Origin of the sequence: Ancylomarina longa (assembly GCF_003996985.1) — a bacterium.
GTDB lineage: Bacteria > Bacteroidota > Bacteroidia > Bacteroidales > Marinifilaceae > Ancylomarina_A > Ancylomarina_A longa.
Genome location: NZ_RJJX01000019.1, coordinates 59,179 through 73,789, shown reverse-complemented (window position 1 = coordinate 73,789; position 14,611 = coordinate 59,179). Strand labels below are relative to the sequence as shown.

Annotated in this window: 11 protein-coding genes; 5 read left to right on the top strand and 6 right to left on the bottom strand. The window is 33.6% G+C overall.

Annotation, left to right across the window (positions count from 1 at the left end; all coding sequences use genetic code 11):
• The first annotated feature begins 604 nt into the window (after positions 1-604).
• Positions 605-2,605, top strand: coding sequence for a urocanate hydratase (gene hutU, locus DLK05_RS12645; RefSeq protein ID WP_127344370.1), 2,001 nt, complete (start codon positions 605-607; stop codon positions 2,603-2,605).
• A 98-nt stretch (positions 2,606-2,703) separates the two neighbouring features.
• The gene (locus DLK05_RS12640; protein ID WP_127344369.1) at positions 2,704-3,024 is read left to right on the top strand and encodes a thioredoxin family protein; all 321 of its coding nucleotides are present in this window, start codon (positions 2,704-2,706) and stop codon (positions 3,022-3,024) included.
• A 58-nt stretch (positions 3,025-3,082) separates the two neighbouring features.
• Here the strand turns inward: DLK05_RS12640 and DLK05_RS12635 are convergent, their stop codons facing one another.
• The 4 genes from DLK05_RS12635 to porU all read right to left on the bottom strand — a co-directional run bounded on the left by DLK05_RS12635 (position 3,083) and on the right by porU (position 9,080).
• Positions 3,083-3,442: a CoA-binding protein gene (locus tag DLK05_RS12635; RefSeq protein WP_127344368.1), complete on the bottom strand. Its 360-nt coding sequence runs from the start codon at positions 3,440-3,442 to the stop codon at positions 3,083-3,085.
• 136 nt (positions 3,443-3,578) lie between these two features.
• The gene (gene ispF / locus DLK05_RS12630; RefSeq protein ID WP_127344367.1) at positions 3,579-4,055 is read right to left on the bottom strand and encodes a 2-C-methyl-D-erythritol 2,4-cyclodiphosphate synthase; all 477 of its coding nucleotides are present in this window, start codon (positions 4,053-4,055) and stop codon (positions 3,579-3,581) included.
• A 7-nt stretch (positions 4,056-4,062) separates the two neighbouring features.
• Entirely contained in the window at positions 4,063-5,241 is a 1,179-nt protein-coding gene (gene porV, locus DLK05_RS12625) for a type IX secretion system outer membrane channel protein PorV (RefSeq protein WP_127344366.1), read from the bottom strand.
• 59 nt (positions 5,242-5,300) lie between these two features.
• The gene (gene porU, locus DLK05_RS12620) at positions 5,301-9,080 is read right to left on the bottom strand and encodes a type IX secretion system sortase PorU (RefSeq protein ID WP_127344365.1); all 3,780 of its coding nucleotides are present in this window, start codon (positions 9,078-9,080) and stop codon (positions 5,301-5,303) included.
• Between the two features lie 337 nt (positions 9,081-9,417).
• On the opposite strand from porU, the gene gldJ reads away from it, so the two are divergent.
• The 3 genes from gldJ (at position 9,418) to sugE (ending at position 12,660) form a co-directional block, all read left to right on the top strand.
• The gene (gene gldJ / locus DLK05_RS12615; RefSeq protein ID WP_127344364.1) at positions 9,418-10,941 is read left to right on the top strand and encodes a gliding motility lipoprotein GldJ; all 1,524 of its coding nucleotides are present in this window, start codon (positions 9,418-9,420) and stop codon (positions 10,939-10,941) included.
• A 96-nt stretch (positions 10,942-11,037) separates the two neighbouring features.
• Positions 11,038-12,330: a UDP-N-acetylmuramoyl-tripeptide--D-alanyl-D-alanine ligase gene (locus tag DLK05_RS12610; protein WP_127344363.1), complete on the top strand. Its 1,293-nt coding sequence runs from the start codon at positions 11,038-11,040 to the stop codon at positions 12,328-12,330.
• Positions 12,331-12,333: 3 nt separating this feature from the next.
• Positions 12,334-12,660: a quaternary ammonium compound efflux SMR transporter SugE gene (gene sugE, locus DLK05_RS12605; RefSeq protein ID WP_317126941.1), complete on the top strand. Its 327-nt coding sequence runs from the start codon at positions 12,334-12,336 to the stop codon at positions 12,658-12,660.
• A gap of 12 nt (positions 12,661-12,672) precedes the next feature.
• Here the strand turns inward: sugE and DLK05_RS12600 are convergent, their stop codons facing one another.
• Positions 12,673-13,695: a glycosyltransferase family 2 protein gene (locus DLK05_RS12600; RefSeq protein ID WP_127344362.1), complete on the bottom strand. Its 1,023-nt coding sequence runs from the start codon at positions 13,693-13,695 to the stop codon at positions 12,673-12,675.
• 6 nt (positions 13,696-13,701) lie between these two features.
• A complete protein-coding gene (locus DLK05_RS12595; protein ID WP_209319866.1) occupies positions 13,702-14,577 on the bottom strand; it encodes a lysophospholipid acyltransferase family protein in 876 nt (291 codons plus the stop codon).
• Between the last annotated feature and the right edge of the window lie 34 nt (positions 14,578-14,611).

The following is a 14,611-nucleotide window of genomic DNA, read 5'->3' as shown; positions in this document are numbered from 1 at the left end:
ATATAAAAACTCAAATAGCGTCGATTTGAGGCACCAGGAATTTACTTCAAAAAAATAAGGTTGTAGTCAAAAGTATGTGAAATACTCATTCTACAACCTTATATATTTTCACCCCGATGGAAATTTAAAGGGGATTTTCAGTGCCCTCGATATGAGATATCCTCTTTTTATTTATTCTGAAGTTCTTAATAAACATTTAATTCGTATCATTATTATAGGAAAATTTTCAATTTTTGAAATGAAAATTATTTCCTATATTGCGCACACAAATTCAAACCTTTAGTTTGGAATGAGGTTCAAAAAAGAACTTAGAAAAAGATACCCTTGAATTCTCCTTGGATGTTGAAGTAGCATTCATAGTTAAGTTGCACTCACAACTCAACTATAATTTCCCATTTTTAATATTAAAATAACTTTTAATTAGAGTAATTTTGATACTTATACTGATGTAGTTTTTCAATTTCAAAAGTACAAGGCTAGTCATTATAAGTTTACTATATTTTCGCTTGAAATGAAATGGGGATATAGCAATTAAATTATTAATTTAATTGTCTTAAAATTATATTACTAAAACAAATACATAAACATATAATACTATCAGATAATGACTGAATTTCAGAAAATGATTCTTGAAGGAATTCCAGCGCAGTTACCAGCGTCAAAACCTTACGATAAAGAAATCAATCATGCACCAAATCGAAAAAAAATATTAAATAAAGAGGAAAAGAAATTAGCATTACGAAATGCTCTTCGCTATTTTGATTCTAAGCATCATGTTGAATTAATTCCTGAGTTCGTTTCTGAATTAGAGACTTATGGAAGAATTTACATGTATCGCTTGCGACCGGATTATAAGATGATGGCGCATCCAATCTCGGAGTATCCAGGGAAATCAGAACAAGCAAAAGCTATTATGTTGATGATTCAAAATAATTTGAATTATGCTGTAGCGCAACATCCTCATGAGTTAATAACTTATGGTGGCAATGGAGCTGTATTTCAAAATTGGGCACAGTATAGGCTGACAATGAAATATTTAGCTGAAATGACAAATGACCAAACTTTAGTAATGTATTCTGGCCATCCGATGGGACTTTATCCTTCACACAAGGATGCTCCCAGGGTTGTGGTAACTAATGGAATGGTTATCCCAAATTACAGTAAGCCAGATGATTGGGAAAAATTTAATGCGCTTGGGGTTTCACAGTATGGACAAATGACTGCAGGTTCTTATATGTATATAGGACCTCAGGGAATTGTTCATGGAACAACTATAACAGTTTTGAATGCAGGCCGAAAAATAAGTGAACATGGCGAAGGTTTAGAAGGAAAACTATTTATTACTGCCGGTTTAGGAGGAATGTCTGGGGCTCAACCAAAAGCTGCCAATATTGCTGGATGTGTTAGTGTTACTGGTGAAATAAATCCGAAAGCTGCACATACTCGTCACTCACAAGGTTGGGTGGATGAGATGATTGATAATTTGGACGAATTGATGGTTCGGGTTCGAATTGCTAAAGCTAATAAGGAAGTGATTTCAATTGCTTATCTGGGAAATATCGTTGACGTATGGGAAAGATTTGCAGAGGATGATATTAAGGTGGATATAGGTTCTGACCAAACTTCCTTACACAACCCTTGGGCTGGAGGTTATTATCCTGTTGGAGTAGAATTTGAAGAAGCAAACGAAATGATGGCAAATAATATTGAATTATTTAAGGAAAAAATTCAGGAGTCCTTGCGTCGACATGTTGCGGCTATCAACAAATGTGTCGATAAATTTGACACCTATTTCTTTGATTATGGAAATGCATTCTTGTTAGAATCAAGTCGTGCTGGTGCAGATATCATGAAAGAAGATGGCAAATTTAAATATCCATCTTATGTACAGGATATTATGGGACCAATGTGTTTTGATTATGGTTTTGGTCCTTTCCGATGGGTGTGTGCTAGTGGCAAACCTGAAGATTTAGCCGCAACGGATAGAATTGCCACGGAAGTATTGGAAGAAATACGTAAGAATTCACCTGTTGAGATCCAACAACAAATGGGCGATAATATCAAATGGATTAAAGGTGCTCAAGAAAATAAATTAGTAGTAGGCTCGCAGGCTCGTATTCTATATGCTGACGCTGAGGGTCGAATGAAAATTGCAGAAGCTTTCAATAATGCAATTGCTGAAGGTAAGATCGGACCAGTTGTTTTGGGAAGGGATCATCACGATGTTTCTGGTACAGATTCGCCTTTCCGGGAAACTTCTAATATATACGATGGTTCAAGTTTTACTGCCGATATGGCAATTCAAAATGTGATTGGAGATTCATTCCGCGGAGCTACTTGGGTGTCTATTCATAATGGTGGCGGCGTTGGCTGGGGCGAGGTAATTAATGGTGGATTTGGGATGTTATTGGATGGTTCCGCTGATGCTGATCGAAGGTTAAAGTCCATGTTGTTTTGGGATGTTAATAATGGTATTTCTCGTCGTAGCTGGGCTAGAAATGAGGAAGCTGTTTTTGCTATTAAACGTGCAATGGAAGTAGATCCGAATTTGAAGGTTACACTTCCAAATTTTGCTGAGGATACATTGATTGAATCTGCTTTTTAAGAGAAAAAATCTTAGTAATAATTTAGAAAGGAGGCTTTATGTCTCCTTTTTTATAATATTCTTATTTAAGGAAGTATTTGTAATAAAAGAATATTGATATGATAAAATTAGAGCATCTGAAACAACTTCAGGATAATAAGCAATCTTTTTACATCTATTTTTCAGCTCCTGCTTGCAGTGTTTGTGAAGCATTACAACCGAAGTTGATAAAATTGATGAAGGAGGAATTTCCAAAGCTACAAGCCTTTCCTGTAAACACATCTCAAACCCCTGAGATTGCGGCACAATTAGGCTTATATACAAATCCTTCTCTTCTTGTCTTTATGGAAGGCAATGAGGTGTTACGAAGGAGTAGGGTAATTAGTTTGAAGGAGGTAACTACTCAGTTGGAAAGATATTATCAATTATTGTTCAAATAAAAAAAGACGCCACTATTAGCGTCTTCTCGTTATTGAATATCTATCGTCTAATTATATTTTAGTATACACCAGTATTTAGCAATACCAATGGGCATGCCTCTTCTGTTTCAATACCAAGCGCATTTGCTTTTTTGTAGAATTCAGGATTTTCTGTTCCTGGAGGGAATAGGATTCTTCCAGGTTTTAAACCCAGCATATAATCGTAATAAGCTTCCTGATTTTTAGGAGAGAGATAAATTGCAACTGTTTCAACATTGCTTTCACAAGGTCTGCCAACTTGTATTCTTACATCTTCTATATTGCCTTCCCGGTTACCAACAGCTATTGTTTCAATTTCATGCTTTCGTAGTAATCTAACGCATTGATTAGAGTATCTTTCCATTTTAAGACTAGCTCCTATAACTACTGTTTTTCTCATACTGTCTTGTTTTAAATATTGATATATCTATATAAGGCAAATATAAGAATTTGGGGCAATTAATAATGGATTGTTGAAGCTAAAAAATCCTTCTGAAAAATTAATTTAGAAGGTTCAAGAGGAATTAATAATTCTTTTATTTTTGAATTAAAACCGTAGCGTAGGCAGTAATACCCGCTTCAGTTCCTACAAATCCAAGTTTCTCCGTAGTGGTTGCTTTTATAGCTAAATCTTCTAAATCAATATCCATAGCCTCGCACAGTTTTTTTTGCATTTTAGGAATAATGGAACTGATTTTAGGTTTTTGTAAGGCAACTGTAGCATCAATATTGCCTATTGAAAACCCCTTCGCTATTATTAGATCAACGGTTCTTTTGAGTAATATTTTACTATCAATATTTTTCAGTTCTGTGGAGGTGTCTGGAAAATGAAATCCAATATCTCTTAGGTTTGCAGCACCTAATAATGCATCACAAATAGCATGTATCAATACATCTCCATCAGAGTGTCCCAGACTTCCCTTTACATGATCAATTTTAATACCTCCAAGCCAGAATTCTTCCCCTTCAACCAGTTGATGTACATCATATCCAAATCCAACTTTAATTTTCATGTTGCAGTTATTTGATAATTTTATCAAGATTCGCGATAAGCGTAAATCTTAAAGTGTTTTTTAAAGGGTTATTTTGCGATGATGGAATTAAATAAGAAAAGTCTAAATCGAACAAATTAAGTTTGACCCCTAAACCTGCCGTAAAATATTTTCGATTTCCTTTTGATTCATTTTCATAATAGTAACCCGTTCGAAGAGCAAATTGGTCTTGATACCAGTATTCAAATCCTAAAGACCAGGCAATTTCTTTGAATTCTTCACTCATTCCTCCGGGAGCATCTGAAAATGAACTGAAAATTCCGCTTACAACAGATTTGTTTGAAGTCTGTCCTCTAACAATGATATTACCATCTTGATTATCGTTATTTAAACTTCCATTTACTGGAGTTGGAACCAATAATTTATTGAAATCGACAGCAATAGTTAAACTGTTATATTTGTCTAATTCGAATTTTAAAGCAGATCCTAGCCTTAGATTAGTTGGGATAAATTCTTTTTCATCATCAGTAGTATAACTTATTTTAGAACCAATGTTTGAAATGTTCATTCCCCAGGACCAAATCATGTCCTTACGATTTCTTCTGAATTTTGTCTGATAATAAACTGAAATATCAGCAGCAAAAGCATTTCCAGCTTTTGTTTCAATTCCTGCAACATATTGCGACTGAGTTAAATCGGATCTGATATATCTGAAGGCGATACCTCCCGATAGATTATCTGACAATTTTCTGGAATAGGCAAAATCCAAAGCCCATTCGTTAGGGTTTTGAGCTTGAGGAATAGATTGTGCACCTTCCATAAAAATAATTTGTCCAAGAGAGAAATATCGAAGCGAAGTTGCAATTACCTGATTTTTATCCAAGCGATAATATCCGGTAAGATAGGCAAGACTCATATCATCTACTAAATCTCTTAGCCAGGGAGTGTAGGATGCAGCAATTCCATAATTTCCATCGATCATACTAAATTTTGCAGGATTCCAGTGCATTGAACTTGCATCAGGAGATGTTGCAACACCGGCATCACCCATAGCTCCTGCTCTGGAATCTGGTGTGATGGTTAAAAAAGGTACCGCAGTAGAGACATAATTTGCTCCAGATGTGGACGTTTGTGCAAATGTTGTACCTGTTTTAGATAATAATAAAACAGATAATAAAATAGTGATTAAAGTTAGTTTGTAATTCATAACATTGATAAGTAATAAGTCTGCAAATATATTCAAATAACTTTTAATGTTGCTTTTTATTATTTTAAGATCACTAATTTTTGAAATTTATTAACCACTTTTCCATCATCGGCTCTTACCTTTACACGATAGAAGTATACGCCACGACCAATAGTATTTCCAAAATCATCTTTCCCATCCCATGAAATAGGACCAACCCTAGATCCAGCAGAACTAATTGTTGTCTCAATGGTTTTAATTAGTTTGCCTGAAATGGTCAGTATTTGAATTAGTACATCAAGTTCACGTGATGCTTGATTGTGTTCAAAATAAAATCCAGTATTAGTAGTGAAGGGATTTGGGTAATTTAATAAATGTTTGATTACTAAATCGGAGGATTCTGAAACGACAAAGCTAAGATTATTTTCATTAGAATTATTAACATTATCCCATACTTTGAGCTGTAGCTCATGTTCTCCGGGTTCTAAATCGTTAAGACGATATGTTATTTTTCCTTTCTGATAATTGTCCAAATCTGATTCATAGAAATCATTTAATTCTATGGTTTTATCAGTATTCTGATCGAGGATAGCTACAATATCATGCCCAATAGCGTTTCCAACCGTATTGATTCCACTTGAATCCTGAACAATTGCAAGGAGTAGAGGATTGGAATCTGTCATTCCTCCAGGCGAAAAAAGCTCATCGTTCATATATAATTTAATCTCAGGACCAAGCTTATCATTTATTGCATTGGAATTCGTTCCTCCAATTATAATGTTGTTCGAATAACCAGCAGCATCGCTATCTGTTCCAGCAGCATAATATAGAATTTTTCCTGTCCCAAATTGATAATTAATGTCTTTTGGAATGAAAAAGGTGAATTTAAAATTACCATTGCGAACACTTGCTTTACCTTTGTATAAAATATTGGTTTGCGAAGTATATTCAAATGGATTACCATCATTTCCTCTGGTGGTTTTAGGACTGGCTTTATCAAAAATAGTTGCGAAAATGGTTCCATTAAATAAATTTAGGGCTTGATTGCTTTGGGAATGTATAGCGCCAGATATTTTTACTTTGCTTAATGCTTTCAATGTATCGGTAGGTTGAGAAATATCAATATCATTTATTTTGAGTGTAATTGCTTTATGTACTGGATAATTTAGTTGAAGAGCAGGATCGCCTAAAAGCGTGAAATTTCTTTTATTAATACCAGAGCTAGTATTATTCTTGGTTTTTCTCATAATATCACCCAAACGATTATGTACTCCCTCAGAATTGAGTGCAAAGACATAATTATAAAAGTTCTGATTCAAAGTGAAGTTTGGAGATGAGAATACTAAACGAGTTGTAGTGAAAAGCCCTATTCCTCCACCATTATCACGTAGAAAAATAATTTCTCCTGCTGATAATTTCCTGTAATTATCGAATCTGCTAAATTCACAGGTAGCAGTCATGAATAAGGGTAATTTGTTTGGATTTTTCCAACTTAGAATATCATCCAACATTAAGATATGCTCATGAGCTAAACCATTTTCGTTACCATGCCCTGTATAATTCATGATTAAGGTTCCATGATTTACTCGGTTATTAATGTCTTGATTTACATCAGGATATATTTGTCCGGATGAATTACTAATCTGTTCATAATTATCAAGAAAAATGCGTTGGACTCTGTATTGAGGTTCTTCATTTTCAACCTTTTCTGCCAAACGGTTGGCATCTCTCATGTGGGTATTATTGTCTTCATCATCACCAATAAAGCAAAGGCTACTCCTCCAATCAGTTTGATCAGATTTTGAATAATTCAAGATTTTTGAAGTGACAATTTTTGCTTCATCTGATGTGTTTACTGGGAAACGTCCAATTCCTATATCCACCATCCCAAAGGATTCTCCTTCGTCATCATCCAATAAACCGAAAAAATCATCAGTTACGAAGGATTGTGTTGGACTTAAAGAGTTTTCAGATTGGTAGGTCAGAATTTGATTGGTATTATTTTCACTATTTAATTTGTTGTCGTAGGAACCATCTCCAAAAAGCAATAGATATTTAGGAATATCCAAATCATTAGAGGCATTATCGTATAGCATCTTTAGAAAATTACGAATTGCTGCCACGTCAGGAGTTCCAGATGAAAATTCATTATAAATTGCTGATGGACTTACTATTTCCACTCTTAAATTATCTTGGTCTCTGTGAAATTCTGCTACTTGATTCGCATAGGACAAAAATTTGTCAGGACAGATAATAATTAGGTCACTCGCTTTCAAAGCATGTAAATTTTGATTCGGTATTTCGCCAATAATTTCAGGAGTTGGAAATGATCCTTCCGGATTGAAGATCACAAATTCTTTGAGTTGTTCAGTTCTTATATTAATTGTTCCTTGGTTTCCGTTTATAGTTAATGGGATCTGTTTTATTGCGTTTTGATTTGTTATATCCCAAACCAAATTGGAAGGTTTTACGTCCTGAATCTGAAATCGACTTATATTTCCTGCTCCAACCGATTGACTGTCTCGGAAAGCCATTTGATCGTTGGTGAAAATTAATTTTCTACGTGCATTAAGCCGCAGATAATCAAGCCAGGCGATTGAAGATGGAGAACTTTTTTTATAATTTAAGCTGATTTCAAATTTATCCTTACCAGGATTGAAATTAAGAAAGTGTTTTTCTTCTAATGAAGCGTATGTTGCGGTATAACTTCCTGTGTTTACCGAAGGCATATCTATCTCACCAATGTTTGTGTTTCCTGATAATAAAGTAAATTTAGTATTGGAAGCAGATCTTGCTGCCAAGTGTGTAGTAATATGAATAGGAACGGAAGTGTCGAGGTTGGTAAAATTAAAGGGAAAAGAATAATTAGTGCTAATATCAAATTCTTGTCCTAACCATAATCGACCGGATTGCAAAAGGTTAATTTCATCTTTGTCAATAACCTGATAATCATCAAAAGTGTCTACATTGATTGTAAACGAAGGTTCGACACTTGTTGATGATATGATATTAGGTGTTCCCTGGTCAGAACTTATAAAATAATAAGCTTGATTGGAATAAAGATGATTCTCGTGTATGTATTCTTGAGTATTAAAATCATATGTCCATTTTCGAGGACCTTTTGCAAAGAATAAGAGGAAATCACCGGAGTTAAATATTCCATCACTGCCTATGTGTAAATAGATTGGAATAGATGGTAAATCTTCGGGATGAGTTTCCGAATTCATTTTAGGAAGCATTCCTCCTCCATAACCAAAAATTCGGACCTGATTAGGATTGGATATCCCCATATCAATTAATTGGTCATATGTTATTTTATGGATTGAAGTCGTGTCAACAGAAATTTTTATCCATTTTCCGTTTTGTAAGACCGAATTAGAAACATAAGAATTTGTTGCTTTAGAGTATTTACGAAGTCCTTGTTTTTTAAATCTCAATTTAAACTGAACTAATTTCTCATATTGACCAGTGCTTTTATTTCTCCTAATCGGAATAAATCGAACTTGTTCATAGTTTTCTTTTCTAATTAAAACACCTTTTATTGTTGGCTTTAATGAATTATCTACAGATTTATTTTGCAAAATCTGCTTTTCTGTGGAACTTAACAGTTTAAATTCCGTATCCAATAACTCAACGCTAAAAATATCATTCTTTGAACCTGTTTTCTGGAGTAAGGAAAATTCTGGTAACCAGTTATTTTTTTTGTCTAAGGAGGCTCCTGTAAAAGTTAGTGTATTTATTTTTTGACCATTTGGTAGGAAAATTGAAGTTTCGCTCCAGTCTAAATCAATTTGTGCCGTATTTTGTGCAATTGTACTTATACTGAGAAATAAAATAAGTGAGAAAATTAAATATCGCATTTTGCCATAAACTTATTGAAATGATTATATCTGGGTAATAAAGAAATATAGGCAAAATAAACAAAACTTAAGACAAAGTCGATTAAATATGACAATGATATAAATTGATCATTTTTAGATTTGAAATTGTTTGGTTTTATATAAAAAATATATAATCAGTTAGTTATATAAATTTAAAGTAGTTGAAGTATTGGAATTAGGAATTTTATCTGAATACAATTTTAAATTTGTTAAATAATTAGTGTAAAAACTAAAATTAAATACAATAAATTCTATACACTTTTAGTTATATTTGTTGAGTTAAGTATTTTTGAAGATTAATTACATTCAATCTATTATGAAACTAAAACCTAGCATATTTCTTGCTGTTTTTGCTGCCACATTAATGGTTTTCCCTTCCTGTTCAAAAGTGAAAAAACTTGTTGGTAAAAGTGAAAAGTCTACTACTACAGGTTGGGCATATAATGATCCAGATAATGGTGGTTTTGAATACCATAGTGGTTATCAGCAAATTACTGGTCCTGGATTAAAATTTATTCAAGGAGGAACATTTACCATGGGCAGAACCCAGGAAGATGTAATGTATGATTGGAATAATACTCCTAGAAGAGTAACCGTACCTTCTTTTTATATTGATGAAACTGAAGTTCGTAATATTGATTATTTGGAGTATCTACATTGGGTGAAAAGAGTTTTTGTTTCCTACCCAGAGGTATATAGAAAGGCTTTGCCAGATACTTTAGTTTGGAGAGATCAATTAGCATACAATGAGCCTTACGTGAATAATTATTTGCGTCATCCAGCCTATGCAGAATATCCTGTTGTTGGTGTTTCATGGGAACAGGCAGTAGATTATTGCGAATGGAGGACAGATAGAGTTAATGAAAGAATTTTAATAGATAAAGGTATTCTTAACAATGATCCAACACAGCGAGACGAGAATAATTTTAATACAGAAGCCTATTTAGCCGGACAATATGAAGGTGCCGTTAATAAAAATCTTACAGATTTAGATCCTGATAATGAGGAGCGTCATGTTCGTTGGAGTGACGGAATGTTGTTGCCAAAATACAGATTACCTTCTGAAGCCGAATGGGAGTATGCAGCTGAAGCATTAATAGGTAATTCTGAAGAGGAAAGAATCACAGACAAAAAAATATTTCCTTGGAATGGTCATTGGGTGAGAAATGATCAGAAAAAGTATAGAGGTCAGATGATGGCTAACTTTGCCAGAGGACGTGGTGATTATATGGGAACAGCAGGAGCATTAAATGATGCTGGTGATATTACAGTACCGGTTAACTCATTTTGGCCAAATGATTTTGGATTATATTGCATGGCAGGTAATGTAAGTGAATGGGTTGCGGATGTTTACCGTCCTATGTCACCGGAAGATATCGCTGAATTTAATCCATATAGAGGTAATGTTTTTAAAACTCCGGTGCGTGATGAAGAGGGAAATATTGCCGAAAAAGATAGTTTAGGAAGAGTTAGATATCGTAACCAACGTGATGATGAATTAGTAGGTAGAGAAAATTATAAAACTGCTGATAACAGAAATTTTGATGATGGTGACGTCGCTTCTAGTATTGTTCCTGATTACGAATGGAATAATCCAGAACACCAAAAAGCAGGTTCTAGTCGCATGTATGTGCAGGGGAGAGGACAAGGTGGTAGTGATTTTAGTTCTATGGTTACCGATGAATCCAGAGTTTATAAAGGTGGTTCCTGGAAAGATCGTGCTTATTGGATGGCACCGAGTGCACGTAGATTCTTAAATCAAAAGGAATCAAGAGATGATATTGGATTCAGATGTGCAATGACCCATGTAGGACATCCCGCGAATAAAAAAACAAAATAAAAGATCATTAATTTATATGGAACCCCGTCTGTAAAAGGATGGGGTTTTTTGTTGGAAATTAGTAATTTCGTTCTTTCATTCAAACCAATAATTAAAATGCAATTGTCAAATATTTATAGTCTGTTTCGAAAATTTCCAAACATTGTTACAGATACGCGAAAGATTGTTCCAAATTCGATTTTTTTTGCTTTAAAAGGAGAGAATTTTAACGGAAATCAATTTGCGGATTCTGCTATCAAACAAGGATGTGAATTTGCTATTGTAAATGAGGAAGAATATGTTTTGAATGATAGGTTTATTTTGGTGGAGAATGTGTTGACTTGCTTGCAGAATTTAGCAAGAGAGCATCGTCGAAAACTCGGAATTCCAATATTGGCTATTACCGGAACAAATGGAAAAACCACTACCAAAGAATTAAGTAATGCTGTACTTCAACAGAAATTTAATACCTGTGCAACTCAAGGAAATTTAAATAATCATATTGGGGTTCCTCTTACATTACTATCAATGGATGAACAAACAGAATTTGGGATTATTGAAATGGGAGCCAATCATCCGGAAGAAATTCAAAATTTGTGTGCTATAGCAGAACCAAATTATGGTATGATAACTAATGTTGGAAAAGCACATATCGAGGGATTTGGTTCTTTAGAAGGTGTAATGAAAACGAAAAAGGAATTATACGATTATTTATATGATACAAATGGTGTTGTATTTGTAAATGTGGAGAATAAGATTTTGCTAGAGATGCTAAATCAGGATCAAAAATATATAGCATATGGAAATTCTGAACATGCTGATAGTAAGGCGAAATTCTTACAGGCTTCTCCTTATTTGGTGCTTGAGTTAAGATCTGAAATTGGTAAATTATATGTCAAAACAAAATTAGTTGGTTCTTATAATTTCGAAAATATTTTGGCTGCTGTTACTGTCGGCAGATATTTTAAAATTGATGAAGTTGATATCAAAAAATCGCTTGAAAATTATACGCCCACAAATAATCGTTCACAACTCCTAAAGACAGATCATAATGTCTTGTTTTTAGACGCATATAATGCGAATCCAACTAGTATGCAGCTTGCAATTGAGAATTTCGCTAGACTTTCAATGAAAAATAAAGTTCTAATACTGGGAGATATGCTGGAATTGGGGATGGAGGCAGAAAAGGAGCATCAAAAATTATTGGATTTATTAGCGGAACGAAACTTTGAACAAGTATTTTTGGTAGGAAAAATATTTAGTAGGGTAAATAAAATAACATCTTATCCTACTTTTAAAGATACGATGGAGATGATATCTACAATAGAAACTTTTGGTCTGAAGAATAAAAATATCCTGATTAAAGGTTCAAGGGGGATAAGATTGGAAAAAATAATAGAGAAACTTTAAATTATGCAGTTGGCCTGGATTTATTTAGTAGTTGCAGGATTGTTTGAGGCTGTATGGGCGATTGGTTTAAAATATGCTAAAGGTTTTACAAGATTATGGCCAAGTGTCATCACTATTGTTGCAATGGGGATTAGTCTTTATTTTTTGGCATTGGCAATTAAATATCTTCCACTTGGAACGGCTTACGCGGTTTGGACAGGTATAGGTGCATTGACAACTGCAATTTTAGGAATTGTTTTATTTGGGGAGCCTACCCATTTCTCAAGAATTTTTTTCATGTTACTTCTACTAATTGCAATAATAGGATTAAAATTTACCTCTAATGCTTAGCGGAAGATTAATTTAAAATTTAAGTTGCGAAAAGGATCTTTTCTTTCTGATATAATAATCTGCAATTATGCTTTTCGAATACATTTCCTTATGTGCCTGAAAAAATAGATGTTGTTTTAGCATTTTTCTTTTTCTCCTTAATGTTCCTAACATTTTATAGTAGGATTGATGAGCTTTTAAAACTGCAATAAAATACGATACCTCACCCGATAATAAAAATTTAAAAGCTGCCATACCATCGAGAATCATTCTTGTTAGCATGATTTTATAAAAAGAATTACTATTCAAATTTTTATGCAGCATTATTAGGCTATTTCTAAAATTCAAAAATAGTTTTCGAGAACTTTGCTTTGGTAAGCTTGCTCCACCAACATGAAAAACATTTGATTTAGGTTCAATAACAATTCTAAAACCTCTGTTTTTTATTCTCCAGCACATATCAATTTCTTCCATATGAGCAAAAAAATCAGCGTCCAATCCACCTACTTCATTATAGATATTTGATCTAATGAATAAAGCTGCACCGCTAGCCCAAAAAATGTCTTCTCTGGTATTATATTGTCCATGATCTTCTTCAATTTGATCTAAAATTCTACCTCTACAGAAAGGATATCCAAGGTAATCTAGAAATCCACCTGCAGCTCCTGCGTATTCAAATTTATTTTTTTCATGGTAAGATTTGATTTTTGGCTGTGCAGCCGCTATTGTATTATCTTTTTCGAACAGATAATAGATTGGTTCAAGCCAGTTCTCGCTCACTTCCACATCAGAATTTAAAAGAACAAAATAACAATGATTCAACTGACTTAAAGCTCTGTTGTAACCTTCAGCAAAACCGTAATTTTTATCAAGTGATATGATTTGTATATTTGGATAATATTTATGCAGAAAGGCAATGGAATCATCCGTTGAAGCATTGTCAGCTATAACTATCTCGGCCCATTCTTGTTTAGAATTAGCCACAACAGATGGTAGAAACTTTTCAAGCAGATCTTTTCCATTCCAATTTAGTATAACAACAGCTAGTTTATTCATTCAATATTAAATTTCTTTTTTATGCTTCCATCTATTGTGTGACCACAGCCAGTAGGCTGGATCCGATTTTATAATTTCTTCTAGTATTCGGGTATGCTTTTCAGTTATTTCGAATTCAGCAGTTTGTTTTGGATGATCAAATAGAGGGATAAATTCAACCTCGTAATAGCCGCGTTTTATTTTTCGCATACATACATAAACAACAGCTTGATCCATTTTTTTTGCAATTCGCTCGGTTCCCTGCAAAATTGGAGTATCCTGATTTAAGAAAGTAGTCCAATAGTGAATATTCCTTTTGTTTGGCGTTTGATCTCCAATAAAAGCAGTAATGGTAAATCTATTTTGATTTCGACAGGACAACATACGTCGAAGAGTGTCCTGCTTAGGAAGTGTTTTTGCACCAAAACGTTCCCTTATTTGAATAAACATCTTGTCAAAAACCTTATTGTGAAGAGGCTTGTAAATAGGCATAAATAGATAATCATTCCAGGCTGAGAAAGAAGTCATCCATTCCCAATTTCCATAATGTCCTAAAATTGCAATAACACTTTTTCCTTCTTTTTCATACTGGGACATAAAATCGGACTGTATGAATTTGCATCTTTGTTTAATTTCAGATTCGCTAATGGTCCAAAATTTGATGGTTTCAATAAAAATATCACAAAAATGGAGGTAAAATTCTTTACCTATTAATTTTAATTCGTTCTTCGATTTTTCAGGAAAGGAAAGTTGTAGATTCTGATTAACAATACCTCTGCGATATCTAAATATGTAATAAACAAACAGATATATGAGGTCTGAAATAAAATATAATATTCGTAAAGGGAGAAAACTTAATAATCTTACAAAACCATATATAATATAGGAGAGAATTTTTTGCATAAAATAATATCTGATTCAGAATGAGCTTGAAATT

Bases quoted from the DNA above. Each gene is read 5' to 3' on its own strand.
- DLK05_RS12635 (WP_127344368.1), bottom strand. From the start codon at position 3,442: ATGAGAAAAACAGTAGTTATAGGAGCTAGTCTTAAAATGGAAAGATAC.
- hutU (WP_127344370.1), top strand. From the start codon at position 605: ATGACTGAATTTCAGAAAATGATTCTTGAAGGAATTCCAGCGCAGTTA.
- DLK05_RS12600 (WP_127344362.1), bottom strand. From the start codon at position 13,695: ATGAATAAACTAGCTGTTGTTATACTAAATTGGAATGGAAAAGATCTG.
- DLK05_RS12640 (WP_127344369.1), top strand. From the start codon at position 2,704: ATGATAAAATTAGAGCATCTGAAACAACTTCAGGATAATAAGCAATCT.
- DLK05_RS12610 (WP_127344363.1), top strand. From the start codon at position 11,038: ATGCAATTGTCAAATATTTATAGTCTGTTTCGAAAATTTCCAAACATT.
- porU (WP_127344365.1), bottom strand. From the start codon at position 9,080: ATGCGATATTTAATTTTCTCACTTATTTTATTTCTCAGTATAAGTACA.
- ispF (WP_127344367.1), bottom strand. From the start codon at position 4,055: ATGAAAATTAAAGTTGGATTTGGATATGATGTACATCAACTGGTTGAA.
- porV (WP_127344366.1), bottom strand. From the start codon at position 5,241: ATGAATTACAAACTAACTTTAATCACTATTTTATTATCTGTTTTATTA.
- sugE (WP_317126941.1), top strand. From the start codon at position 12,334: ATGCAGTTGGCCTGGATTTATTTAGTAGTTGCAGGATTGTTTGAGGCT.
- gldJ (WP_127344364.1), top strand. From the start codon at position 9,418: ATGAAACTAAAACCTAGCATATTTCTTGCTGTTTTTGCTGCCACATTA.
- DLK05_RS12595 (WP_209319866.1), bottom strand. From the start codon at position 14,577: ATGCAAAAAATTCTCTCCTATATTATATATGGTTTTGTAAGATTATTA.